Source organism: Polyangium spumosum, from assembly GCF_009649845.1.
Taxonomy (GTDB): Bacteria; Myxococcota_A; Polyangia; order Polyangiales; family Polyangiaceae; genus Polyangium; species Polyangium spumosum.
On sequence record NZ_WJIE01000002.1, the window covers coordinates 930,384 to 954,998 of the forward strand.

The 24,615-nt window shown below is 71.2% G+C and carries 19 protein-coding genes; 10 read left to right on the forward strand and 9 right to left on the reverse strand.

Features of this window, described 5'->3' with window-relative positions; genetic code table 11:
• The first annotated feature begins 9 nt into the window (after positions 1 to 9).
• The 5 genes from GF068_RS09755 (at position 10) to GF068_RS09775 (ending at position 7,327) form a co-directional block, all read left to right on the forward strand.
• On the forward strand, positions 10 to 1,113 hold the full coding sequence (locus GF068_RS09755) for an STAS domain-containing protein (protein ID WP_153819033.1): 1,104 nt from the start codon (positions 10 to 12) through the stop codon (positions 1,111 to 1,113).
• 227 nt (positions 1,114 to 1,340) lie between these two features.
• Positions 1,341 to 2,831, forward strand: a complete 1,491-nt coding sequence (locus GF068_RS09760; protein ID WP_153819034.1) for a serine/threonine-protein kinase — start codon at positions 1,341 to 1,343, stop codon at positions 2,829 to 2,831.
• Between the two features lie 9 nt (positions 2,832 to 2,840).
• Positions 2,841 to 3,911: a tetratricopeptide repeat protein gene (locus tag GF068_RS09765; RefSeq protein ID WP_153819035.1), complete on the forward strand. Its 1,071-nt coding sequence runs from the start codon at positions 2,841 to 2,843 to the stop codon at positions 3,909 to 3,911.
• Positions 3,911 to 4,945 carry a hypothetical protein gene (locus GF068_RS09770; RefSeq protein WP_153819036.1) on the forward strand — a complete coding sequence of 345 codons (1,035 nt, stop codon included), beginning with the start codon at positions 3,911 to 3,913 and terminating at the stop codon, positions 4,943 to 4,945. Before GF068_RS09765 ends, GF068_RS09770 begins: the two co-directional genes overlap by 1 nt.
• 66 nt (positions 4,946 to 5,011) lie before the next feature.
• On the forward strand, positions 5,012 to 7,327 hold the full coding sequence (locus GF068_RS09775; protein WP_153819037.1) for an AAA-type ATPase lid domain-containing protein: 2,316 nt from the start codon (positions 5,012 to 5,014) through the stop codon (positions 7,325 to 7,327).
• A gap of 15 nt (positions 7,328 to 7,342) precedes the next feature.
• Here GF068_RS09775 and GF068_RS09780 read toward each other — a convergent pair whose 3' ends face one another.
• From GF068_RS09780 to GF068_RS09795, 4 genes are all read right to left on the reverse strand, one after another.
• A complete protein-coding gene (locus GF068_RS09780; protein WP_153819038.1) occupies positions 7,343 to 8,203 on the reverse strand; it encodes an RpnC/YadD family protein in 861 nt (286 codons plus the stop codon).
• 109 nt (positions 8,204 to 8,312) lie between these two features.
• Positions 8,313 to 8,783 carry a hypothetical protein gene (locus tag GF068_RS09785; RefSeq protein WP_153819039.1) on the reverse strand — a complete coding sequence of 157 codons (471 nt, stop codon included), beginning with the start codon at positions 8,781 to 8,783 and terminating at the stop codon, positions 8,313 to 8,315.
• Complete coding sequence (locus GF068_RS09790) at positions 8,780 to 9,883, reverse strand: AAA family ATPase (protein ID WP_153819040.1); 1,104 nt, start codon at positions 9,881 to 9,883, stop codon at positions 8,780 to 8,782. The genes GF068_RS09785 and GF068_RS09790 overlap by 4 nt, the downstream gene beginning before the upstream one ends.
• 343 nt (positions 9,884 to 10,226) lie before the next feature.
• Positions 10,227 to 10,946: a hypothetical protein gene (locus GF068_RS09795; protein WP_153819041.1), complete on the reverse strand. Its 720-nt coding sequence runs from the start codon at positions 10,944 to 10,946 to the stop codon at positions 10,227 to 10,229.
• Between the two features lie 132 nt (positions 10,947 to 11,078).
• On the opposite strand from GF068_RS09795, the gene ppsA reads away from it, so the two are divergent.
• Positions 11,079 to 13,328 carry a phosphoenolpyruvate synthase gene (gene ppsA / locus GF068_RS09800; RefSeq protein ID WP_153819042.1) on the forward strand — a complete coding sequence of 750 codons (2,250 nt, stop codon included), beginning with the start codon at positions 11,079 to 11,081 and terminating at the stop codon, positions 13,326 to 13,328.
• Here the strand turns inward: ppsA and GF068_RS09805 are convergent.
• Positions 13,325 to 14,557 carry a hypothetical protein gene (locus GF068_RS09805; RefSeq protein ID WP_153819043.1) on the reverse strand — a complete coding sequence of 411 codons (1,233 nt, stop codon included), beginning with the start codon at positions 14,555 to 14,557 and terminating at the stop codon, positions 13,325 to 13,327. The two genes, ppsA and GF068_RS09805, sit on opposite strands and share 4 nt — an antisense overlap.
• Before the next feature lie 93 nt (positions 14,558 to 14,650).
• Here GF068_RS09805 and GF068_RS09810 point away from each other — a divergent pair, with 93 nt between their 5' ends.
• Together GF068_RS09810 and GF068_RS09815 are read left to right on the forward strand one after the other, a co-directional pair.
• Positions 14,651 to 16,966, forward strand: coding sequence for a heavy metal translocating P-type ATPase (locus GF068_RS09810; protein ID WP_153819044.1), 2,316 nt, complete (start codon positions 14,651 to 14,653; stop codon positions 16,964 to 16,966).
• Between the two features lie 44 nt (positions 16,967 to 17,010).
• Complete coding sequence (locus GF068_RS09815; RefSeq protein WP_240806753.1) at positions 17,011 to 17,610, forward strand: RNA polymerase sigma factor; 600 nt, start codon at positions 17,011 to 17,013, stop codon at positions 17,608 to 17,610.
• 11 nt (positions 17,611 to 17,621) lie between these two features.
• On the opposite strand, the gene GF068_RS09820 is transcribed toward GF068_RS09815, so the two are convergent.
• The 3 genes from GF068_RS09820 to GF068_RS09830 form a co-directional block, all read right to left on the reverse strand.
• A complete protein-coding gene (locus GF068_RS09820; protein WP_153819045.1) occupies positions 17,622 to 18,425 on the reverse strand; it encodes a polysaccharide deacetylase family protein in 804 nt (267 codons plus the stop codon).
• Positions 18,422 to 19,546 carry a glycosyltransferase family 2 protein gene (locus GF068_RS09825; RefSeq protein WP_153819046.1) on the reverse strand — a complete coding sequence of 375 codons (1,125 nt, stop codon included), beginning with the start codon at positions 19,544 to 19,546 and terminating at the stop codon, positions 18,422 to 18,424. Before GF068_RS09825 ends, GF068_RS09820 begins: the two co-directional genes overlap by 4 nt.
• Before the next feature lie 119 nt (positions 19,547 to 19,665).
• A complete protein-coding gene (locus GF068_RS09830; protein WP_153819047.1) occupies positions 19,666 to 21,219 on the reverse strand; it encodes a hypothetical protein in 1,554 nt (517 codons plus the stop codon).
• A gap of 76 nt (positions 21,220 to 21,295) precedes the next feature.
• Between GF068_RS09830 and GF068_RS09835 the strand changes: the two genes are divergently transcribed.
• Both GF068_RS09835 and GF068_RS09840 read left to right on the forward strand, forming a co-directional pair.
• On the forward strand, positions 21,296 to 22,048 hold the full coding sequence (locus tag GF068_RS09835; RefSeq protein WP_153819048.1) for a hypothetical protein: 753 nt from the start codon (positions 21,296 to 21,298) through the stop codon (positions 22,046 to 22,048).
• 5 nt (positions 22,049 to 22,053) lie between these two features.
• The gene (locus GF068_RS09840; RefSeq protein WP_153819049.1) at positions 22,054 to 22,887 is read left to right on the forward strand and encodes a hypothetical protein; all 834 of its coding nucleotides are present in this window, start codon (positions 22,054 to 22,056) and stop codon (positions 22,885 to 22,887) included.
• 15 nt (positions 22,888 to 22,902) lie between these two features.
• Here the strand turns inward: GF068_RS09840 and GF068_RS09845 are convergent, their stop codons facing one another.
• On the reverse strand, positions 22,903 to 24,582 hold the full coding sequence (locus GF068_RS09845; protein ID WP_153819050.1) for an FAD-dependent monooxygenase: 1,680 nt from the start codon (positions 24,580 to 24,582) through the stop codon (positions 22,903 to 22,905).
• Positions 24,583 to 24,615: the final 33 nt, after the last annotated feature.

A 24,615-nucleotide genomic window follows, 5' to 3' on the forward strand; every position in this document is an offset into this window, starting at 1 on the left:
CCAGGATCTATGTCCTCGACATCCCTCACGGATCGCCTGCGTGGCGTGGAGCGGCTCAGCTTCCCGGTGTGGGTCTTCGACGTGGAGCGGGGCCGCATGGCCTGGGGCAACCGCGCGGCGCTCGAGCTCTGGCGGTCGCCGAGCCTCGAGGAGTTCCTCTCGCGCGACTACTCGGACATGTCCCCGGCGACCCGCACCCGCAACGAGGGGTTCCTCCGCGCCCTCGGCGAGGACCGGAGCGCGCACGTCGAGCACGGCTTCACGTTTTATCCACGAGGAGAGCCCCTGCACCTCACCTGCGTCATGTCGGGCATGGACCTCGACGACGGCCGGCTGGCCCTGCTCATCGAGGGCCACGTGCGGACCGAGCCGCAGGACCCGCGGATGTTACGAAGCCACGAGGCCATGCGGCACGTCTCGGCGATGGTCGCGCTCCTCGACACGGCAGGCGCGGTGCTCGTGATGAACCCGGCGGCGCTGCGCGCGTTCGGCGAGTCGAGCGCGCCCGCGGACTGGTTCGACGACACGAGCGCGGCGGCGCGGATCCTCGAGGTGGCGGAGACGAACGAGGTCTTCGACGAGGAGCTCGCGGCGCGGACGAGCGAGGGGCCGCGGTGGCACGCCGTGGAGGCGCGGCGGACGAGTGATCCGGCGACCGGGAAACACGCGGTCGTCGTGCACCAGGTCGACGTGACGGAGCGGCGGGAGCGCGAGGCGCTGATCGAGGCGCAGCGGCGCGAGATCCTGGAGCTGTCGGCGCCGCTGCTCGACGTGGCCGACGGGGTGGTCGCGGTGCCGATCGTCGCGGCCTTGACCGAGGCGCGTTGCGCGGAGCTCGAGCGGAGGCTGCTCGCCGGAGTGGCGGCGCGGGGCGCGCGGGTGGTGGTGTTCGATTTGACGGGCGCGACCGCCGCGGACGGCGCCGGGCTCTCGCAGCTCCTGCGCTTGATCAGCGCGGTGCGGCTCCTCGGCGCGCGGGCGACGGTGACGGGCGTGCGGCCGGCGATGGCGACCGAGCTCGTACGGAGCGGCGCGGAGATCGCGGGCGTCGCGATGATGCGCTCGCTCCGGGACGCGCTCGTGGCCGCCGGGCGCGGCTCGCCCCGGCGCTGAGGCCCGCGCCCGGGGCATTTTCGCGTCCACGACGGCACGATTCGAAGGAAAAACGTCCCGGTCGCCCTGGCGCGCCCGTCCGGCGCGAAAGCCGGGCGGATCCGGGGAAGCACGTTTTTGAATATCGTGGAGTTCGTGCCATACTGGCCCTCGGGTTTTGCGTCGACGGAGGGGCCGGACGGGGCGAAATCGGCCCAGGGCGGTGGGTCGACGCGAGGGGGCGCGCCATGAGCATGCCGATCGCAATCGGGGACGTGATCGCGGACAAATACCGCGTCGATCGCCTCCTCGGCTCCGGCGGAATGGGCGTCGTCGTGGCGGCCACGCACCTCGAGCTGCGCACGCGCCGCGCGATCAAGGTGATGTTGTCCCACGTGGTCGCCTCGCCCCTCTGCGTCGAGCGCTTCCTGCGCGAGGCGCGGACCCTCTCCGAGCTCCGCAGCGCGCACGTCGCGCGCGTCTACGACGTCGGGCGCCTGCCGAACGACGCGCCCTTCATGGTCATGGAATACCTCGAGGGGCATACCCTCATGGCGCGGCTCTCCCGGTACGGCCCGCTGCCCGTCGAGGAGGCGGCGACCCATGCGCTGCACGCGTGCGAGGCGCTCGCCGAGGCGCACGCGCGCGGCATCGTGCACCGCGACCTCAAGCCCGAGAACCTCTTCCTGACGGAGGCGAGCGACGGCTCTCCCTGCGTGAAGGTGCTCGATTTCGGGGTGTCCAAGCTCCTCCACGAGGAGGGCCCCACGAGGACGAGCACCGGCGCGATCGTGGGCTCGCCCCTCTACATGTCGCCCGAGCAGGTCAACGCCGCGCGCGACGTCGACGCGCGCTCCGACATCTGGGCGATGGGGATCATCCTCTTCCAGCTCGTCACGGGGGAGTGCCCTTTCCGGGGCAACAACGTGCTGCAAATCCTGGCGCAGCTCGCCAACAAGAACCCGACCCCACCCTCGGCGCTGCGAAGAGACCTGCCGCCCGCCCTCGACGCGGTGATCCTGCGTTGCCTGCAAAAAGACCGCGACGAGCGGTACCAGGACGTGGTCGCGCTCGCGCGGGACCTCGCGCCGCTCGCGGTCTCCGCGCCCGGAGCGGTGGCGGAGACGGTCGCTCGGATCGAGCGCATTCAAGCGACGGCCGCGCGAACGGCCGCGATGTCGACCGCCACCTCGCTCGGCGTCGACCCCGGGGCCACGACCGATCCGGGGCAAGCCTTCGCGCGCACCGAGGCGGAGGCTCGTATGCAGGGGGCCGATCTCGATCTCGACCTCGCCGTCACGCCCCCGCCGTGGACCCGCGCGGGGATCGAGACGACGTTGCGGACCGGGAGCGCGATGCCCCCGCCGCCCCCGCGCGACGCGACCGAGACAACCACGGCCATTCCCCGGCGCAATGCGGCGCGCAATTTCGCCGCGGGCGCGCTCCTGCTCGCGCTCTGCATGCCGCTCGGGGGGATCCTTTACAGGCTCGCGCCCGGAGCCAATGCAGCGGCGTCGCCCGTCCCCACCGCGTCGCCCTGGACGCCCCCTCCCCCGGCCGGGAACGTCGCGGGCGTGCCTGCCCCGGACGAACCCCCGAAAGAGCCGCCCAAACTCGCGACCGCGTCCGCGTCCGCCGAGGTCGCTCCCCGATCAACACCATCGACGCGCCCCGCGGCCACGACGCGGGTGCTTTCGCCAAGGGTTTCTGCGACACCAAAACCTCCTCCGCGTTATTGACCCTCCTCAATGGTCCTATCGACCCGCGTGATCCTCGATGTAGGGCGCCCTCTCGGCGGGCGGCGCGGGCTCGTGCTCCGCGCGCCTCCCCTCCTGCTCGGCGCCGCGCTCGCCGCCTCGCTCGCGGGCGACGCGAGGGCCGAGCGGCCGCCCGACGTCCGCGCGACCGCGGAGAAGCTCTATCAGGACGCCTACCTGCTCGCCCAAAAGGGCGAAACCGCGCGGGCTTGCCGGTTGTACGAGGAGAGCAATCGGCTGGATCCTGCAAACGGGACGAAGCTCGAGCTCGCCAGGTGTTACGAGGACACGGGGCGCCCCGCGAGCGCGTGGGCCCTCTACGTGGCGGTCGCGCAGGCCGACGAGGCGAGCGGGCAGAACCGGGCCCGCCAGACCGAGGCGCGGGCCCGCGCGAGGGCCCTCGAAGCCGAGTTGCCGAGGCTCGTCGTGGTGGCGCCCGCGTCGGCCTCGGACCGGGAGGACCTCCTGATCACGCGTGACGGCGTGCCGGTCGGCGAGGCGCTCTGGGGTACGCCGATGCCCGTGGACCTCGGCGCGCACACGATCCGCGCGAGCACGTCGGACCACCGGGCGTGGGAGGGCACGGTGCACGTGTCGAAGGCCCGCGAGACGGTCACCGTGGCCATCCCTGCGTCCTCGGCGTGGGCGCCCGCGCCGCGCGACGTGGTACGTGGGCGCGACGGACGATCCACCCTCGGCCCTCCGCCTGCCCTGTCCCTGGCGCTCGGGGGCGTGGCCCTCGCGGGGCTCGTGGTCGGCGGCGCGTGTGGCGCGATGGCCTTCCGGACCTGGGCCGAGGCCGAGGCCATGGCGCCCACGCAGTGCCGTTCGCCCTCGGGTTTTTCGGGCTGCACGCAGGCCGTCGCGGACAAGGGGGCCGAGGCGTCGCGGTTCGCCGCGGCGTCGACGGCGGGGTTCGTCCTGGGAGGCGCCGCGCTCGCCGCGGGGGCGTTCGTGTGGTTCACGAGCGCCTGGGACGAGCGGCCCGCGGTCGGGCGGATCGAGATCCTGCCGGTCGCGGGGCCTTCGGGCGTCGGCGGCCTCGTGCGGGGAGCGTTCTGATGAGAAGCACGGCATGGCCAGGCTGTCTCCGTGTCGTCGGGGCGCTCGGGGCGCTCGTGGCCACGAGCGCGAGCCTCTCCGCTTGTGGGCTCGTGGTCGGCATCCAGGACATCGACGTCACGACCGGCGCGGGCGGCGGCGGCGGAGACGCGGGCGACGGAGGTAGCGGCGGAGGCAGCGGCGGCGACGTGGACGCGGGCCCCGACGTTCCGCCTCCGCGGGGGCTCGGCTGCGACGACGCCATCCCGCTCGTCTTTGCGGGGTTCGGCGCGCTGGAGTTCGACGCCGAGACCCCCGAGAGCGGCACGATCGAGGGCGGCCCGTTCACGGGCTGCACCACGTCGAGCGGCCCGGAGCACGTCTACGTCTTCGACGCCCCGGGGCCCGGCTTTCTCACGGCGAGCCTGCCGGCCGCGGCGACGAGCTTCGACAGCGTGCTCTACGCGCGCCGGACGAGCTGCTCGAACCCGGATGGCATCGTGCTCTGCCACGACCAGGTCCCTGGCACCCTCGGCGGCGAGCTCATCTCCTTCCCGGTGACGGCGGGCGAGCGCATCTACCTCTTCGTGGACGGCGTCGCGCCCGAGGATCGGGGCGCGTACCACCTGACCGTGAGCTTCTCCCCGGGCGCGAGCTGCGCGGGCCCCGTGCCCATCGTGCTCGGCACGGGGGTCGGCAGCTTCGCCACCTTGCTCGGCGCGAACGAGCCCGGGATGGACAACCACGCGATGTGCGGGAAGTGCACCACGAGTGAATGCGCCGGGCTCGGGCGACAGACCATCTATTCGATCAAGGCGCCGCTCGCCAAGGAGGTCGAGGTGCGGCTCCAGGCCACCTTCGACGCCGTGCTCTACGCGCGCACCACCTGCGAAAACAAGCTGACCCAGCTCGCGCAGGACGGGTGCGTCGACGCGCCGGACAAGGGCAACGAGGTCCTCTTCGTCCCCGGCGGGGTGACGCCCACCATCCTCGTCGTCGACACCAACGCAGACAGCCCCGCGGGGCCCTTCTCGATACGGCTCAACCTGAAGTGAACGGCCGCGCCCGTCGCCTCGCCGGCCTTTGGCCCACCCGCGCCCCTTCCGCTACGCTGCCGGCGGATGCCCTGGCACACCCGCTCGTTCTGGATCGCGGCCCTCGCCGTGGCGTATGCCGCGGTCGCGGGGCTCTGGGCGACGGGCGGGCACGGCGGCGCCTGGGTCGCGCTGCTCCTGCCGCTCGCGTGTGTGGTCGGCTGGAGGCTCACCGCGGAGGACCGGCGCGGCGACGACACCCTCGACCCGGGCGCGCGTTCGGCCACGCGGCTCACCATCGCCGGCGCTTCCCTCTTCGCCGCCTCGTGGTGCGGGGCGGGCACGCCGGGCTTCGTGGCGGGCGAGAACCTCGGCGCGGCGCTCGCGGCGCTCGGCTCGCTCTGGGCCCTCGCGCGGATCAAGCCGCTCGGGGGCCTGGCCGAGCCGAGCCCCTCGGCGCGTAGGCTCGACGCCGCCGCGTTTGCCGCGCTCTTCTGGGTGGTCGCGGCGACCTTGCCCGGCGCCGCCGCGCTTTTCCCCGAGCGCACCGAGGGGCTCGATCCGCTGCTCCTCGATTACGCGACCGTCGCGGCGTCGATCGGCTCGATCGGCGTGCAGCTCTTCGCGGCCGCGCGGCTCGCGGCGGCGCGGCGGGCGGAGATCGGCGTGGCGGAGCGGGCGCAGGCGGCGCTCTGGCTCGGCTCGATCGCGCTCGCCGTGGGGCTCCTGGCGGCGGCGGCGCGGGTGCTCCCGCCCGAGCGGATCTTGCCGATCGTGGTGGTGCTGGCGTCGCTCGGGGCGACGTTCGCGGCGGCGAGCCGCGAGCCCGAAACGGTGCTCTCGGCCCTCCGGCTCACGCTGGCCACGACGGCGCTCGTCGCGCCGATCGCGCTCGGCGTGGTCTACGTGGCGCACGTGCGGCCGGGCCTGGCGGGCCCGGTGGCGTTCGGGGCGGCGGTGGCGAGCGCGATCGCGGCGCTCGTGGCGCGGCGGATCGCGCACCGCATGGGTCCGGGCAGCGGGCGTCTCTTGCCGGCGCTCGAGGCGGCGACCCGCGCGGCGATGACGCCCGACCCGGAGGAGGCGCTCCGCGCGGCGCTCTTCGAGTTACGCGGCGCGCTTGGCCAGGGCGGCGAGCCGCCGCTTCTTTACCGCTTCTTCCCGGCCGAGCAGGTGAGCGTGGATCGCGCGGGCTTCATGCACACGAAGAAGGCCGAGATGCCGCCGCGGCTCGTGGCGCTCGCGGACGCGGAGCCCGAGCGGATCTTGCGCATCGAGGTCATGCACGCGGTCTCGGTGCGCAAGCCCGAGGTGCGACCGCTCATCGCGTGGATGGAGGACAACCACCTCTCGGCGGTGAGCGTGGTGCGCGACGCAGACGGCCCGATCGGGGCGCTGACGGTGCCTGCGGGGGCGCGCGTGGCGCCGTCGACGCTCGCGGACGTGCGGGCGCTGCGGCAGCTCTCGGATCGTCTTGCGGCGGTGCTCGGGGTCTCGTCGATGCTCTCGCGCTCGCGGGAGCGTGAGCTCGTGGCGCGTGGGGAGCGGGACCGCGTCGAGGAGGAGCGCGCGCGGGTGTCGACGGAGCTCGGCCGGGTGGAGGGGCAGTTCGAGGCGATCGCGCGGGGGCTCGAGCGCAAGGCGCGGGTGGCGATCTACAGCCCTGCGGCGCAGGCGGCGGTGCAGCGGCTGGAGCAGCTCGCGGCGCTGGACGTGCCGGTCACGCTCTCGACCTCGCCGGGCATCGACGTGGTGGCGTGGGCGGCGCTCGTGCACCTCGCGTCGTCGCGGCGGCGGGGGGTGATGGTGATCGTGGACGGGGTGGACCCGGCGGAGCACGACGTGGCGAAGTGGCAAGACCGCGCGGCGTCGCCGCTGGTGCAGGCGGCGGGTGGGACGCTCGTCTTGCTCGACGCGCACGTCTTGCCGGAGCTCGTGCAGATGCGGATCGCGTCGGGCCTGCCATCGGACGTGGGGCTCGTGGTGGCGCTTCCGGGCACGGTGGACTCGCTGGCGGCGAGCGGCAAGCTCACGGAGGCCCTGGCGGACCGGCTCGGCGATCGCTCGGTGGCGCTGCCGGCGCTCGCGTCGCGCGGGGAGGATCTCTCGCTCCTCGTGCTGGAGGCGCTGACGCGTATTGGAAAACGGCTGCGGCAAGCGCCGCTGGGGATCGAGCCGCGCGCGCTGGCCGCGCTGGTGGACCACGATTTCCCGGGCAATGACGCCGAGCTCGAGGGGATCCTGCTCCGCGCGGCGCTCTTGGCGCCGGCGGACGCGCGGGCTTTGACGTTGCGGGAGCTGGAAGCGGCGGGGTTCGTGGTGCCGCCGGGCAGCGAGCGGAGGGCGCGGGGGACAGGGCCGGTTCCGCAGCCGCGGAGGAAGCGGACGTCGAAGACGAGGTAGGCGGGGGCCGGGGTATCAGCTCGGTTCGCCGAGCACCTCGGCGAGCGACGCGGCGACGATGGCTCGCTCATGCCAGCGCTCCAGGCACTCCGGCGACTTCTCGGCGAGGATGCGCTCGCGCGTGGCGTCCGGCACGACGATGCCGCGCACGCGGAGCGCGGTCAGCACGGCGCGCGCCGCCTCGTCCACGCGCCCCTGGCCGTAGTACTTCTTCGCGAAATCGCTCTGGTACTCGTAGCCCTTCATCATCGCCTCCAGCGCCCGGCGGGCCGCCTCGTTGAGGGAATTGTACACGAGATCATAATAAAGTCTGGCCCGTTCGTCATCGAGCGCCTGGATCGCGGGCAGCACCGCGCCGGCGATGGTCGCCCCATCCTCGGTTGCCCCGTACGCCATCGCGGAGAGCACCGCGAGCTCGGGCCGGCGGGCCGCTTCGGCCGGATCCGTCACGACAGGGATCGCGTCGCGGCGCAGGACGGGCGGGCGCAAGACGAAGCCGGGCACGCCGAGCTCGATCGGCGCCGCGCACCACGACGCCACGACGGGGTCGGGGGCGACGACGAGCAGATCCGCTGGGCAGCGGTGCTGGTCACGCGAGACCGTCAGGTAGGCGGGCCACGTGTAACGTTTGTCCTCGTCCTTCTGGAGCTGGACCTCGACGATGATCACGCGAACCGGCTTCGCATGGTCGAGGAGGAGAACGACGATGTCCGCTCGGTACTCGGCGGGTTGTGTCTCCGTCAGATCAACCGAGACCACACGGGCCTCGCTGTACGACGGGAGCGCGACGCGGAGCACTTCGGCGAGCATCTCCGCCGCGAGCGAAGGGCGATTCTTGAAGAGATCCACGAGGCACTCGTGGCGCATGGAGACCATGGCGGCGATGTTCGCACACGAGTTATATTCTGCCAAACGTGGAGCGAGCGCGGGGGACGGGGACAGGGCCGCAGCCGCGGCGGAAGCCAACATCGAAGACGAGGTAGCCTCAGCCAGCCGAAATGCGCTTGCGGATGCGCAGGAGGTCCCGGAGGTTGTGCCGGAGCAGCGGGTGCTCCCAGGTCTCGCCTTTTTCCTCCACGCACTCCCGGGCCAGGGCCTTGCCGATCTTCTCGTAGCTCATCCCGAGCGCTCTTTTCAGCTCCTCCGGATGGACATAGGAGCCGAGGACGAAGACCCGGTCGCGAAGGGAATCCAGCACCTCCGACGTGACCGCTGCCCGCCGATCCGCCTGGTTGTCGAAGTCCACGAGCAAGACCATCAAGCGCTCGGGGTACTTCTGCATTTCGCGGTTGTGCTCCCGCTCGAAGCTGTCCCGCGCGTGGCCCCATCCTCTCGCGGGCGGAAGGACCTGGATGTTCTTGTTCGGGAACGAAAGCTCGAAGCCGGTGGCGAGCTGCCGATTGGCGTCGTCCTCGGGGAGGATCAGCCAGTGCGGCTTGTGCTTGTTGACGCTCATGCCTCGACGTCACCCCGCAGGAGCGCCTCGATGAGATCCCCCTCCACGCCGATCTCTTCGAGCGACCTGATGCGCGTCGGCTCCAGGTGATTTCGCCGCGACAAGAGGAGCGTGTTTTCATCCGAGAAGCGGCGGATGGTCTCCGGGTTGTGGGAGGTCATCAGCACCTGCCCGCCGGACTCGAAGGAGCGCCGAAGCGCCATGACGAAGTGCCCCACCTCGTCGATCGCGAGGTGGCTGTCCGGCTCGTCCCAGAAGCAAAAGATCGGGCCGTAGGCCTCGTTCGCCGCCAGGACGAGCGCGCACAGGAAGAAGCACTTCTCGCCGTCCGACAGCGCCCCGAACGGCAGAGACAGGCTCCGCTGCCCGTCGCGGAACTGGACCTTCAAGCTCCGCGTCTCCGCCCCGAGGAGGGGGTTCTGGATGTCCCAGAAATCGGCCCACAGAGCCTTGAGATAACCATCGATGGTCGTGTAGACGCGGGGGGAATGGCTGATGAGCCCGGCGAACCACGCCCCGAGGTTCCGGGCGTCGCGCTCCGGCCAGAGCGCCTCCCCCGAGGACTCTTCCGTGATCAGGCTCGGGATCGGCGCCACGATCACCGAATGCGCGAGCCATCGCTTGAAGAGGAAGAGCGGATCGCTCTCGGACTGCTCCTGGATGATGGGCAATGCGATCAGGTGCCAGTCGACCAGGAACGCCGCCGCGCGTGAGGCCTTGTGCAGGGTGACCTGGGCGTGCTCCCGGGTGAAGATGGGCTGCCCGGCCACGAGCAGCTCTTCGGACTGCACCCGGAGCTCCTTGAACCCGGGCGGTAACTCCAGGGTCAGTCGATACTGGTGAATGCGGCCGGAGAGCTCGACATCCACCTCGAAGCGCATGAGCTCGTCCGTCCTCCCATGCGCAAAATCCCCCGGCTTGACGAGCTGCCCGACGCGGTTGGTCCCCCGAGCCAGGTCGGCCAGCAGCGCGAGGGCGTGGCTGATCGTCGATTTGCCCGTTCCATTCTTCCCGATGAGGAGGACCGAGGGCTTGTCGCCGATGGGCACCTCGAGGTTCTGCAAACATCGAAAGTTGTGGATGTAAAGGCGCTTGAACATGAGAAACCCTGCGCGGCTGGCGCGGGTTCTATCATGGCGCCGCGCAGCGCAGGTCCAAGAAAGGCGCCGGAGACACGAGCGCAACCCGCCCCCGCCCGCCCGGCGCCCCCTCGTACCCCGTCGCAACCCGCCGCCGCCCGCCCGGCGCCCCCTCGCACCCGAGCGCAACCCGCCGCCGGCCTCCCGGCGCCCCCTCGCTCCCTGCACACCTGCGCCGCCGCCCTCCCGGCGCCACCTCGCGCCCGAGCGCGACCCGCCGCCTGACGACCGGCGCCACCTTGCGCCCGGCACACCTGCGCCGCCGCCCCCCCGGCGCCACCTTGCGCCCTGCGCGTTTGCGCCGTCAGCCCTCCGACCCGCCTCCGCTCCCTTCGCCGTCGTCGTCATCGCGCCGGCTCCGCCGCTTGCGCGACACGTCCAGGAAAAAGGACGCCACGTACCCCCGCTGCCGCGGGAATCGACCGTCGAGCGCCGCCTTCGCCTGCACCAGCTTGTCGGCCGCCTCCACCACGAGCTTCACGGCTTCGCTCTCGAGCTTCGACAGCGCCGCGTCCCCCTGGTCCCGCGCCTTCAGGAGCCCCTCTTGCAGCTCCACCCGGGCGAGCAGGTCGTTCTGCACCTTCGCCTTGTCGTCGTAATCGGGCAGGTCGCCGATCTTCGTGATGGCCTCGCGCACGAGGGCGGGCTCGTTGCGGTGCGGCGCGTCCGTCAGGTCGTCGACGCGATTGCCGAACGCGTGCTCCGCGCCGAGGCCACTCTTGCCCTTCAGCCCGAGCTTCGTCCGCGTATTGCCAGCGCGTACGCCGCGGTCGAGGACCTGATCACCGAGCACCACGGCCGATTGGTTCTGGTCCCCAGGGCCAAGCTCGTGATCCTCGATCTCACGCAGCTTCGCCAGGAGCGCGTGCCGCAACGGCAAGAGCTTCGCCGCCTCCGCCGCGAAGAACTCGCGGTCCTCGGCGGAACGATCGATATCCACGATCGACGCGACCGTGAGCGTATTGCAGGTGCGGGCGACGGCCCGGCACATCACGGGGAGCGGTACAGTCGGTCCTGCGAGCATGGTGCCTCCGGTTCGTACGAGCGCGTACGGTAGAGAACCCCGACGACGCAAAGCAAGCGAAATCGAGCATGCGCTCGCGCGGGAGCCCAGGGCCGGGGTCCGGATCTTGCCGCGGGCAGGCAGGAGGCGCTCATGGTCGCGCACGTCGTCTGGTTCGAGGACTTGTCCCGCGCGGACATCCCGTCCGCCGGTGGAAAAGGGGCCAACCTCGGCGAGCTCGTCCACGCGGGCCTGACCGTGCCCCCCGGCTTCGTCGTCACCGCAGACGCTTTTCGCGCGGCCATGGAAGCCGCCGGCGTGAGGGAGCAGCTCGCCGAGCTCTTCGCCAAAGCCTCGCCGGACGACCCGGCCGGGCTCCGCGCCGCGAGCGCCGAGATGCAACGTATCGTGCGCGCGGCGGCGGTCCCCGGTGATATCGAGGCGGAGATCGTCGCGGCGCACGAGGAGCTCGGCGCCACGGCGGTCGCGGTGCGGTCGTCCGCCACCGCGGAGGATACGGCCACGACCTCGTTCGCCGGCATGCACGAGACGTACACGCACGTCGTCGGGCGAGAGGCGCTGCTCGATCGCCTGCGCGACTGCTGGGCCTCCGCGTATGGCGAGCGTGTGGTCTCTTATCGGAAGGCGCAGGGGATCGTGGAGGAGCCCGCCATCGCGGTCGTCGTGCAAAAAATGGTGGACTCCGCCCGCTCGGGCGTGATCTTCAGCGTGGACCCCGCCACCGGGGACGAATCCCATATCGTCCTCGAGGCGGCCTTTGGCCTCGGCGAGGTCGTGGTCGGCGGGCAGGTCGAGCCGGACACGTACACGGTGTCGAAACGAGGCCCGAGGCTCGTCGCGGCGCGCGTGGGGCACAAGGCGTTCAAGCTCGTCCGCGCCCCCGAGGGAGGGGCGACGGTGCGCGTGGATCTCTCGGCCGAGGAGGCGGGAGCGCGCGTGCTCCGCGACGAGGAGATCCTCACGCTCGCGCGCCTCGCGCTCGAGGTCGAGGCCCATTACGGCGCGCCCCAGGACATGGAATGGGCCGAGGAGGGCGGCGTCTTTTATCTGGTGCAGAGCAGGCCAATCACGACGCTCGCCGCGCCGAGCGAGACGGGGAGCGTGCTCGTCACCGGGCTCGGCGCGTCGCCGGGCATGGCCTCGGGAAAGGTGCGCGTGCTGCGCTCGCCCGACGAGGGGCCCACGCTGAAGGCCGGCGAGGTGCTCGTCGCGCCCATGACGTCGCCCGATTGGGTGCCCGCCATTCGCCGCGCGGCCGCGCTCGTGACCGACAGCGGCGGGATGACCTGCCACGCCGCGATCGTCAGCCGCGAGTTGCGCATCCCGTGTGTGGTCGGCGCGCGGAACGCCACGCAGAAGCTCCGGGACGGCGAGCTCGTGACCGTCGACGGCGCGCGCGGGCAGGTCAAAGCGGGGGAGGCGCCGCGGGCCGAGATGCCCAAAGCGCCCGCCGCGCCGCCGAGCGCCGCGCCGGAGGTCACGCTCGGCACGCGCCTTTACGTGAACCTCGCGATCGCGGACCGCGCCGAGGAGGTCGCCGCGCTGCCCGTGGACGGCGTGGGGCTCTTGCGGGCCGAGTTCATGCTGCTCGACGCGCTCGGCGGCGTGCACCCGAAGGAGTTCGTCGCCCAGGGCGGGCGCGACGAGTTCGTCCGGCGCATGTCGGCGACGTTGCTCCGCATCAGCCGCGCCTTTTTACCCCGACCGGTCGTGTACCGGACCTACGATTTCCGCACGAATGAGTTCCGCGGGCTGAAGGGGGGCGAGCGCTTCGAGGCCGTCGAGGAGAACCCGATGATCGGGTATCGCGGCTGCTACCGGTACGTGCGAGATCCCGAGCTGTTCGACCTGGAGCTCGAGGTGCTCGCCCGCGTGCGGGAGGAGACGCCGAACCTGCACGTGATGATCCCGTTCGTGCGGACGCGCTGGGAGCTCGAGGCCTGCCTCGAGCGGGTCGAGAGGAGCACGCTCGGCCGGCAGCGGGGCCTCTTGCGGTGGGTCATGGCGGAGGTGCCGTCGGTCGCGTACTGGATCCCCTTTTATGCGCGGATGGGGATCGACGGCGTCTCCATCGGCTCGAATGATTTGACGCAGCTCGTGCTCGGGGTGGATCGCGATTCGGCGTCGTGCGCCGAGCTCTTCGACGAATCCGACCCGGCGGTGCTCGACGCGATCGAGCGGATCGTCCGCGCCTGCCGGGCGGCCGGGATCACCTCGTCGCTCTGCGGCCAGGCCCCGTCGAACCGGCCCGAGTTCGCCGAGCACCTCGTGCGGTTCGGGATCACGTCCATCTCGGTGAACCCGGACGCCGTGCCGGCCGCGCGGCGGGGGATCGCTGCGGCCGAGCGCCGCCTGTTGCTGGAGGCTGCGCGCAGGCGTTAACGCGAGAGCATGTCGGGCGCCACGAGGAAGAGGATCCCGAAGAGCAGGAGGAGCGCCCCGCTGACGGCCTTGAGGACCTTGGCCCTCTGCTCGCTCATGAAGAAGCGACGCATCGTCTTCGCGTACAGGATCACGATCAACGCGAGCGGGACGATATACGCCACGTTGTAGAGGGCCAGGTATCCATACCGCGCCGCGGCGCCGAGACCGTCGTGCAGGGAGAGGATCCGCGTGTAGACGGCCGGCAGGCCGAGCGTGCACCCGAGCTCGACCAGGTTCACGAGGAAGGAGAGGGCGAGGATCCCCAGAAAGGCCGCGGGCAGGCTCGCCGCCGCCGCGACGGCGCGCATGCGCCGGAAGAGCCCGGGCTTCGCTTTGGCCGGGATCATGAGCGAGACGCCCTTGTGGAACCAGACGAGCTCCTTCAGGTTGACGAGCCCCATTCCGACGAGCAACACGCCGAGGGCGAGCGTCACCCAGCGGGAGACGCCGGCGAACAGGAAGGCATTGAGCCACGCCGTCATGAAGAGGAAATAAACGAGCCCCGACATCAACACGAACGTGGCCCCGAAGAGCAGGATACGCGCGCGCGAGCGGGTCTGCGTCAGGATGCCCAGAAGGACGATGAGCACGTACATCGCGCAGGGGTTGATGCCGTCGACGAGGCCGATGAGCAGGGTCAAGACGGGCAGCGGGACGGCGCGAGGATCGAGCGAACCCACGAGCGGCAACGTCACGGTCCCGGGCGCATGCCCGCCAGGCGCACGGTCGAGGGCGGCGAGCACGTCGCCCTCGGTCACGCCGCGATGAAAACCAACAAATGCCCGATCGTCGACAACGAACATGGGGATCCCCGCGCCCTCGACGCCGAGCCGCTCCACGGTCTCCACGAATCGACGCCGCCCCTCGTCGCTCCTGCGCACCTCGATCCGCTCGACGACGATCCCGGGCTCACGCGCTTCGAGCTCGGCGACGAAGGGCTTGGCGTCTTCACAATGGGGACAACCGACACCCCAGAAAAAGAGCAGGCGTGGGGCCGCGGGGCGCTGCGGCTCCGCGGAGGCCGCGGGGGCGGGGGGCGCGCTCGAAGGCGGGGCGCACGCGGCGCCCTCGTTCGGCGGGCAGGTCGTCTCGGCCGGTGGCCGCGCCTGCCCGCCCGCGGACGGCGCGAGGAGGACACACGCGAGGAGCAGGAGCGACCCGCCTGCTCTGCGAAACCATGCGGTCATGACGCCTCGCTTTCACAGGGCGTGCCTGCGGATCGTGGCCGCGTGTAATCCTCGGGCCCTGCTTGCGTCTGCGCGGTCGACAGCGAGGTGAACATGTCGACCACAACCGCCCCCGCCCTCACGCCCTCCGCCGCCGCCGGGGACGTCCGCCACATCGACCTGCCCGTCGAGGGGATGACCTGCGCCGCCTGCGTGCGCCGCATCGAGCGCGCTTTGCTCGCGACGGCGGGCGTGCACGAGGCGAAGGTGAACCTCGTGACCCGGAGCGCGAAGGTCACGTTCGCGCCGGCCACGGCGCCCGCCTCCGCCCTCGTCGCCGCCGTCGAGCGCGCCGGCTACAGCGTCCCTCGGGCCCACGTCGCCGAGGACGCAGCGCCCCTCTCGCCGGCCGATCGCAGCCGCGCGGCCGAGGAGAGCCTCGACGGCGAGCGGCGTGTCCTGCGGCGGGATTTCGTGCTCGCGCTCGTCCTCTCGGTCCCGCTGCTCGTCCTCGGCATGTCGCACGGCCGGATCCCGGGCGCGGACGGCACGTATGGGCGTCTCGTGCAGCTCGCCCTCGCGACGGCGGTGATCGTCGGGCCCGGGCGCAGGTTCTTCCGGCTCGCGTCATCGGCCCTGCGGCACCACGCGGCGGACATGAATACGCTGGTCAGCCTCGGGACGGGCGCCGCGTGGGTGTATTCGGCGATCGCCGTGATCGCGCCCGGCCTCTTCCCGCACGCCGCGCACGGAATGCGGCCACACGTGTATTTCGAGGCGGTCGGGGCCATCGTGAGCTTCGTCTTGCTGGGCAAGCTGCTCGAGACGCGCGCCCGCAAGCGGCTCACGGACGCCGTGCGCGGGCTCGTCGCATTACAACCAAAGACCGCGCGGCGCCTGCGCGGGGAGGCGGAGGAGGAGATCCCGGCCGCGGACCTCACCCCCGGCGACGTCGTGCGGGTGCTGCCCGGCGAACGATTGCCGAGCGACGGCGAGGTCGTCTCCGGGGCTTCGGCGGTCGACGAGTCGATGCTGACGGGCGAGAGCCTGCCCGTCGACAAAAATGCGGGCGCGCAGGTCTTCGGCGGCACGCTGAACCAGAGCGGACAGCTCACCGTGCGTATCACGAGGACCGGCGCCGGGACGGCGCTCGCCCGGATCGCCGCGGCCGTCGAGGAGGCGCAAGGTTCGAAGGCGCCGATCGCGCGGCTCGCCGATACCGTGAGCGGGGTGTTCGTCCCGGTGGTGCTCGGCATCGCGACGCTCGCGTTCGCCGCGTGGCTCGTGGCCGATCCGACGGCGACCGGGCTCGCCGCCGCGGTGGAGAGGTTCGTCGCGGTCCTGGTGATTGCGTGCCCTTGCGCGCTCGGGCTCGCGACGCCGGCGGCGGTCGCCGTCGGCACGGGCCGCGGCGCCGAGCTCGGCGTGCTCGTGAAGGGCGGCTCGGCGCTCGAGGCCACGAGCCGCGTCGATACGGTCATCGTCGACAAGACGGGCACGGTGACCGCGGGCAAACCCACGCTCTCCGCGGTGAAGCCCACGGCGGCGTTCGAGGAGGAGACGTTCTTGCAGCTCGTCGGCTCGGCCGAGCTCGGGAGCGAGCACCCCGTGGCGAAGGCGCTCGTCGAGGGCGCACGCGCGCGAGGCCTCTCGCTCACGGCGCCGACGCGATTCCACGCGGACGCGGGGCGGGGCGCGGTCGCGCAGATCCTGGGGCGCGAGGTGCGTATCGGGACGGCCCGGTACCTCGCGGAGCACGGCGTCGACTCCGCGCCGCTCGAAGGCGCCGCCGAGGCGCTCGCCGAAAAGGGCAATACCCCTTCGTTCGTCGCGGTGGACGGCGCGCTCGCCGGCCTCGTCGCGGTCGCGGATCTGCCGACCGCCGAAGCCAAGGACACCGTCGCGGCATTGCACCGGCTCGGCGTGCGGGTGGTCATGGCGACGGGGGATCGCGCGGCGGCGGCGCGCGCGGTGGCGCGGGAGATTGGCATCGACGAGGTCTTCGCGGAGGTCCGACCCGAGGACAAGGCGCGTATCGTCGCCGAGGAGCGCGCGAAGGGGCATGTCGTGGCCATGGTCGGCGACGGCATGAACGACGCCCCGGCGCTCGCGGGCGCGCACGTGGGGATCGCGGTCGCGAATGGCACGGACGTCGCGGTCGCCGCGGCCGACATCGCGCTGCTCCGCGGCGGGATCGCCACCTTGCCCACGGCGCTCGGCCTCTCGCGGGCGACGCTCGGCACCATCCGGCAAAACCTCTTCTGGGCGTTCATCTACAACGTCGTCGGCATCCCGATCGCGGCGGGCGCGCTTTACCCGCTGACGGGATGGTTGCTCTCACCCGTCCTCGCCAGCGCGGCCATGAGCCTGTCGAGCGTGTCGGTGCTGCTGAGCTCGCTGCGCCTGCGTGGTTATGGGGAGAAGGCGTGAGCCCACGCGCCGGGTTGACAAGGACGCAAGGGGAGGCGAAAACCATGGGTATGGGATGTTGTCATGGCGGGGCGCCTGCTCCGGAGGCCACGGGGGCGCTGCCGGTGGAGGGCGACGTGGCGCGGGTCCTCACGGAGAACCACCAGGAGTTTCTGGCGTTCCTCGAGCGGCGCCTCGGCGACCGCGCCCTCTCCGAGGACATCCTGCAGGAGGCGTTCGCGCGTGGGCTCGATCGGCTCGATACGTTGCGGCAAGACGAGTCGGCGGTCGCCTGGTTTTACCGCATCCTGCGCAACGCGATCGTCGACCACCGCCGCCGCCGCGGCGCCGCCGAGCGCGCGCTCGAGTCGTTCGCCACCGAAATCGAGGGGCACGCCGAGCCGGAGCAGGAGGTGCGCGGCGCGATCTGCCAATGCGTGACGCGCCTGGCGAAGACGCTGAAGCCAGAATACCGCGACGCGCTCGAGCGGATCGAGGTGGCAGGGGTCGCGGTGAAGGATTTCGCGGCGGAGCAAGGGATCTCGCCGTCGAACGCGGCGGTACGCGTGTTCCGGGCGCGGGAGGCGCTGCGGAAGCAGGTCGCGGCGTCGTGTGGCACGTGCGCGGAGGATGGCTGCGTCGATTGCACGTGCGAGCACGGTTAACGCGGCGGATCCTACCCCGAAGCGCGCGCCCCGCCGGAGACGCGCTCGTACAGCGCGTGATACAGCCCATTGCCCAGCGCCCGCCGCGCCACCGTCTTCGCCCCGCCGATCGCGCGAGCCCGCAAGAACCACGTCGGGGATGCGCTCGCGATCACCCGGAACTGGCGCGGCGTCGTGCTCTGACGAACGGCGATGCGGCAAAGCACGGCGCCCTCGGGCAAACGCCGCGGCCTGTGCACACCGACACGCGAGGAATGGAAGACGCGGTATCCGAGGTCGAAGCCCGCCTCGACGTCCGAGGGCCGGAATCGCCCGCCCGGGAACGAGAGCTGCTCCACGGCCCGGCCCACGTGGTCCTCGATCGTCGCCTTCGTGTCGCGGAGCTCGGCGCGCGCCTCCTCCTCGGTCAGGTCGTCGAGGAAACGGTGCGTCCGCCCGTGTGAACCGATCACCATTCCCTGCTCGGCCATCTCGCGGACCTCGGACCAGTTGCAGAAGCCCGGACGATTTCCGATGAAGTCGCTCGTCACGAAAAACGCCGCGCGCAAGCCTCGCTCGAGCAGGCGCGGCAAGGCGTGCCGGTGATGGCTCGCGTGGCCGTCGTCGAACGTCAAGACGATACGATCGTCCCGCTCGAGGCCCCCGGGGAGCGCGGCCGGATCGGCCACCGTGAGGCCCCGCCGGTCCAGGATGTCGAGTTGCTCCTCGAAGGCCGCGACCGAGACGGCATACGGGCGATCGGCCGCGTCGATCGAGCGGAGCTCGTCTTCGCCTTCGTAGAGCGCGTGATACATCAGCACGACGAGCCGGCTCATGTCTTCTCCCACCGGGCCTCGACGCGGCCCCCCAGATAGTTACGCAGCGCGAGCACCGAAGCACGGTTGAGCTCGACGAAGACCTCCGCGAAGCTCACGAGCCGGCTCCGACGGAGGCGCGGAATGGACGCGCCCAGGACGGCCAGGGCATAAAACGCGGCCTGCCCCGCGGCGGCCAATCGATAAAGCGGGCCCGTGGTCAGCAAGGACGCCGTCCACATCACCATCAACGCGTAAGGCACGAGCAGGCGGAACCACTTGTGCGAGACGAACTGGACGAAGAGCGGGTTCGAGCGCGGCGAGAACAACCACCGGTGCCGGGCGAAGGACTGGAAATTGCCGGTGAGCGTGCGGATCTTGCGCTTGCGCTCGCCGGCCACGTCCTCCTGCAGCTCGTCGTACATCACGGCGCGTGGCTCGAAGACGACGCGGCGGCCCTTCCGCGCGAGCAGCATCGGCTGCTCGAAATCGTCGAGCAGGGTGTCCGGCGCGAGCGGCGTGTAGTCCTCGCGCCGCATCGCATACAGCGCGCCCGTGACGCCGACCGTCGAGGCGAACCGGCTCTCCGATCGGCGGATCCATTTCTCGTAACGCCAGTAAAGCCCGATATGCGCCGCGCTCCGGGTCCGCGGGTCGACGTGCACGAGCTCGCCGCTCACCGCCCCGACGCCGGGTTGCATCAAGCGCGCCACGAGGTGACGCAAGGCCTGCCGCTCGATTTGCTGGCGGACGTCCGCGAACACGACGATCGGGGTCGTCACGCACGGAAGGGCCTGGTTGAGCGCGTGGGCCTTGCCGCGCCGCTCCGCATAACGGACGAGCGTCACGTCCGGCTCGCGCGCGAGCAGGGCCTCGCTCGCGTCCGTCGAGCCATCCGAGACGAAGAGGAAATGCAGGCGGCCCGGCGGATAATCGAGCCCGCGGAGGTTCTCGATCTTGGCCGGGATCCGCGCCGCTTCGTCGTGTACCGCGATCACCACGGTGACGGCGGGCCATTCGGCGAGGGCGGCCGGTTCCGCAGGCTCCTCGCGACGGAGCCGGGAGAGCGCCCAGATCCCGACGGGATACCCGACGAACGTGTATGCCACGAACGCAAACGCCAGCCAGAACAAGAGCTCCATCGCCCCCCGCTCCGCGCCCCGTGATCCCGGCGCGAGGTCGCCACGCGTGACCTCGGCCGCTCTCGCGCGAGGTATGTGTAGCTCGCGCGCCTGGAGATGCACCTCGCTTCGAAGTCGAATTATTGGAAGGGGTCAAAAGGTGTGATCGTGACGCGGCCATTCCGCACCTCGACGACCTCGCCATCCGAGGGAGCGACCTCGACGATACGGGCGCCCTCCGCGCCGCGGAGCTCCACCCTGGTGACCGGCTCGCAAGCCCCCACCGTGCAGCGGCCGCCGATTGCACATTTTCCCTGCTTGCACGGACCCGCGCTCCTCGACGGAATCGTGATCCAGAGCGGCGAGGCGCCGCGACGCTCGCCCTCGACGAAGACGTCCATCCCCGGCGGATCCGTCCGCAATTCGACGACCGCTTTTCCAGGCGCGGCGCTCGGCCTCGGCGCCGTCGCCTTTTCGAACTCGCGCGGGGGCGGCGGGATCGGGATGGACGGGGTCTGGGCCGGCTCCATCCTCCATGCCGAGCCATCGAGGCGATACGCGGGCGCGTCCCCGATCGAGGGAAACGGTGCGGGAGGATAACTCGTGCCCACGACGTTCGCGCCGACGATCACCCCCGGCACGGCCACGACCCCGAGCACGGCGCCGCCCACGCGCCACGGTGAAATCGGATAACGAGGCGCGTGCACCCGCCGGTCCGTCCCGAAGATCCAGAAGCTCCGCGTGTCCTTTCCCCAGCGATAACGCGCCTCGTACACGGGCACCGCGCGCACGACGAGCCGCTGGCAATGGAGCTTCTCGTCGGCCGGGAACACGTGCGACGTGATCAACCCGTTCGCCGCAGCCTCTACGTCCGCGTTCACCCGGACGGAGACCCCGCGGTACGGCCCGGGCCCCTCGATCCCGCGGCCCTGCTCGATACGCGCGTCCTCCTCGGCGAGGATCACCTCCCCGCCCGCGAGCCCCACGAGCTCGTCGGGCAGACCCGTCTTCTCGAGCTGCTTCGAATTCGTCCGCGTCGACCAGCGCACGTGCATGCGCCGGAAATGGCAAAGCCTCCGCTGCCCGACGCACGTGTCGCACGTGACCTGGCCGCCGCCGCCGCACTTCGAGCACGTCACGCGCCCACTGCCCGAGCACCACGTGCAGGTCGACGTGTGCGTCTCCGTCCGCGTCGTGGTGTTGCCCTGCGCGTCCGTCTCGGTGACCGTACGCGTCTCCGTGATCCGGCCGTCGCCGCCGCACGACGAGCACGAGACCCGCCCACCTCCGCCGCACGTGTCGCACGTGACCCGACCGTCGCCGCCGCAGCCGAAGCAGGTGCGCACCTCGTCGGTGTGCGGCACGCGCACGGCGACGCGCTCGTCGGGCGTGAAGCGCGGCGGCATCTGCATGGGGATCGCCCAGGGCTCCGGCGCGGGCCCGTTCTCGGGGCCGTCGACGGGCCCATCGAGGTAGGGCTCGTGCGTCAGCTCGGTGCCGCGTGTCTCCGTGAAGGATTGAAAGACCACGTCGAATGCGCCGCTCCGCTCGAACGAGGTCACGTCGAGCCGCGCCGCGAGCCCGCGCCGCCCCCACGTCGTCGCGCGGACGTGTTGCTCCAGGAGGACACGCGCGTCGTCGAGGGAGAGCTCGACGGGTGCGGGGGCCGAGGTCGGGCTTGCGATGTTGCTCATCGTGGCAGCGCCGATTCTACCCGAGCCGCCTTGGCAACGCACCGACATCCCTGTAACGTCGACGTGCTCGCAGGCGATGGCTTTCTGGATCCGGCAAGATCAATTCGAGGTTCTGGAGCGCGACGTCGGCATCGCGGAGCTCCAGCGGGACGTGATCCGCAGGCTCGGCGAGCGCTCACCCGGCTGCTTCGCCATCGTGCCGGAGCGCGGGATCGCCGCGGTGGTGCGACTCGGCGTCGCACGCGCGGCGCGCCGCGGGCTCACGCGCCTCGGGCCGGTGCGGCTCTACGTGGAGACGATGATCCTGCTCGGCTGGGCCTTCGACGACGACCCGCTTTTCCCCTGGGCCGAGGCCGCGCTCGCCGAGGCGCGCCCGACGCAGGCCGAGAGGGCCTCTCGCCTGTACGAGGTGATGATGGAGTACCTCCGCGCCGCGGCCGGGACGGGCCAGGAGCATACGCTCGCCGCAATGCGTCGGTTCGAACCGATCGCTACGCGCGCCCTCGACATGGACCTGCCGCGCGAGAGCATCCGCGAGGTGTTGACGAGGGAGGCGCGCGCGCTCGCTCCCGAGCGGCTCGCCTGGCTCGGGCCCGAGGGCGAGGAGCGGGCAATCGACGCGTGGGCGAGACACGCGGAGGCCCATGGTTTGTCCGGCGGCAGCGTGGTGGCCTACGGCCTGCTCGCGTGCCTGCTCGGACACGGATTCGCGGAGGATCCGCTCTTTCCCTGGGCAGATACGAAGCTCCGCGAGGGCGACATGCGGGCGCTCGTGGGCGAGGCGGGCCTTTATTGCGAGCGGGTCCTCCGCTTCATGCACAAGGAGTGAGCGCGATGGGATTCCCGTGCGCCGGTACACCGGAAGACCCCTCCTCGGGGAGCGGGAGCGCAGACAACAAGCAGGTCTCGTCGCCGGACGAGGGCAGCGCGGTCAAGCCTTGCCCCTGCGATCCGAGCAAGACGATGAGCCCCGAGATGCAGGCGGCCATCGCGGCGGTCAACCAGAAGCTCGATACGGCGATCGAGAACAACCAGAGGAACCTCGATTCGAAGATCGCCACCTACGAGAAGAAGGGCTGGTCGACGGAGAACGACCCGAACCTCGAGAACCTGAAGAGGCACGGCGAGGAGCTGAAGAAGCGCAAGCAGGAGCTGAACGACAAGATCAACGAGTGCGCCTGCCACGGCGACGGCCTCATGAACCTGGCGAACGTCGTGTACAACGAGGCGAACTCGCACAGCATGAACGCGAAGACGGCCGTGGCCTACGCGTACATGAACCGCACGGGCGGCACCCCCCGTCCGCCCAAGAACAGCGCCGAGATCTCGCATTACAAATCGCTCGGCACACGCGCCGAGAGCCTGAACGACGGCACCGCCGGGCTCTTCGCGAGGAACCTGACGGACTCGATCGAGGCGGCGTGCCGCAGGCTACGCGACAAGGATCCGAAGGCAAACGACCCCACGAACGGCTCGACCCACTGGGTGAGCCCCGACGCATTGCCGAAGGCCTCCGGCGGCTGCGGAGCCAACTACTTCGCCAAGGACGGGCGGTGCTTCCCGACGTGGACCGATCCGCGCTGGGAGGAGGACGTCACCGAGACGCTCGCCGAGGGCGTGCCGCGCGGCGAGTTCGTCTTCTACAACAACGTCCGCTACACGCCCTGACCACCTCCCCGGGCGTCAAACGAAGAGGCTGTCGAGCCAGGCGCCGAGTTTCTCCTCGTTCGCCGGCTGGGCCCGATACCCCACGTACCCGTCGGGCCGCGCGACGTACACGCACTCCGACCGCGCCCCGAAGCGCCGATGCAATTCGCCATCCGGGTCGAGCAGGACGGGCACGTCCGCGGGCAAGGCCCGAGGGACCTCGTTTCCAGGGACGATCACGTAGGCCCGGACGCGATCGCCGAGCCGCGCACGCGCCGCGTTCACGACGCGCCCGAGCCGCTCGTACCCCTCGCTCGTCGCCGCCGCGCCGTCGAAGCAGAGCATCGTATGCGACGTGCCGCGGAGCAGCTCGTGCAGCGTGCCCTCGCCGACCGGCATGTCCGGCACGCGCGCCCCGGGCGCCGGTCCGTCGCCAAAATGCATCCAGTCCGACAAACCCGGCCGCTCGTCCGAGCCGGTGAGGCGGATGCTCCACAAGGACGCCTGATCCTGGGCCACGATCGGGCTCTTTGGATAAGCGATCTCGATCTGCGAGACGCGCCGCCCCGCGCGCTCCTTCACGAAGCCGAGGCTCGTCACGAAGCTCATGAGGTTGTTGCGGATCCCCATCGTGAGCGGGCTCTTCAAGGAGATCGCCGTCTGGAAGCCGCGCGTGCTCACGTCCGTGAAGCGCAACGTCTCCTCGGCCACGGGCCGCCGCTCGGCCTCGTACGAGTCGAGCAGCGCGTCCCTCGCCGCCCCGCGCGCCACGAGCGCGAGCTTCCAGGCGAGGTTGTACGCGTCCTGGATGCCCATGTTCATCCCCTGCCCGCCCGCCGGGCTGTGGATATGCGCCGCGTCGCCGGCCAGAAACACGCGGCCGACACGATACTGCGGGACGATGCGGCAATGAATGCGGAAATCGACCATCCACGCCGGATCACCGAGGGAGGCGCCCTTCGGCCCCCGCTCTTCGAGGATCGCTTCGAAGCTCTCGAGCGTGACGGGGCGGTCGTCGCCGGGCTCGAGGAACGTGAGCAGCCGGTAGCGGCTCTCCCCCGGCAGCGGGAACAACGCGAGCATGCCGTTCGGGCCGAGGAAGATGGCGATCTCGTCATCGTGAATCGCCACCGGGAAGCTCACGCGCACGTCGGCCTGCATGATACGCGCGTCGTACGTCGAGCCCTCGAACGGCAAGTCGAGCGTCTTGCGGACGGTGCTGTGCGCGCCGTCGCAGCCGAGCAGATACGGCACGCGCACCTCCTCGGTCCAGCCGTCGTCGGAGGCGAGCGTGGCCGTCACGCCGCCCTCGTCCTGCGAAAAACCCGAGAGCTTCACCTTGCGCTCGACCTCGACGCCGTGCGCGCGCCCGAGGTGCTCGGCGAGCACGATCTCGGTCTCGCGCTGCGAGAGGCTCAGGAGGAAGGGGTACGGCGAGTCGATGCCGCCGATCTCGACCCGCGCGATCCGCTCGAGCGCGGGCGTCATGATACGCGCCCCGGCGACCTGCCGGCCGCGCGCGAGGATGGGGTCGATGACGCCCATGTCGTGAAAACATTCGAGGGTGCGGGCGTGGATGATCTGCGCCTTCGACCAGATCGAAGGGCCTTCGCCCTGGTCGATGATCCGGCACGAGAGGCCGTGCCGCGCGAGCTCCGAAGCCATCACCAGGCCTACCGGGCCCGCCCCCACCACGAGCGCGTCGAGCGCCATCATACCCTCCTTCGTTCGCCGCAACGAACGCCGCGG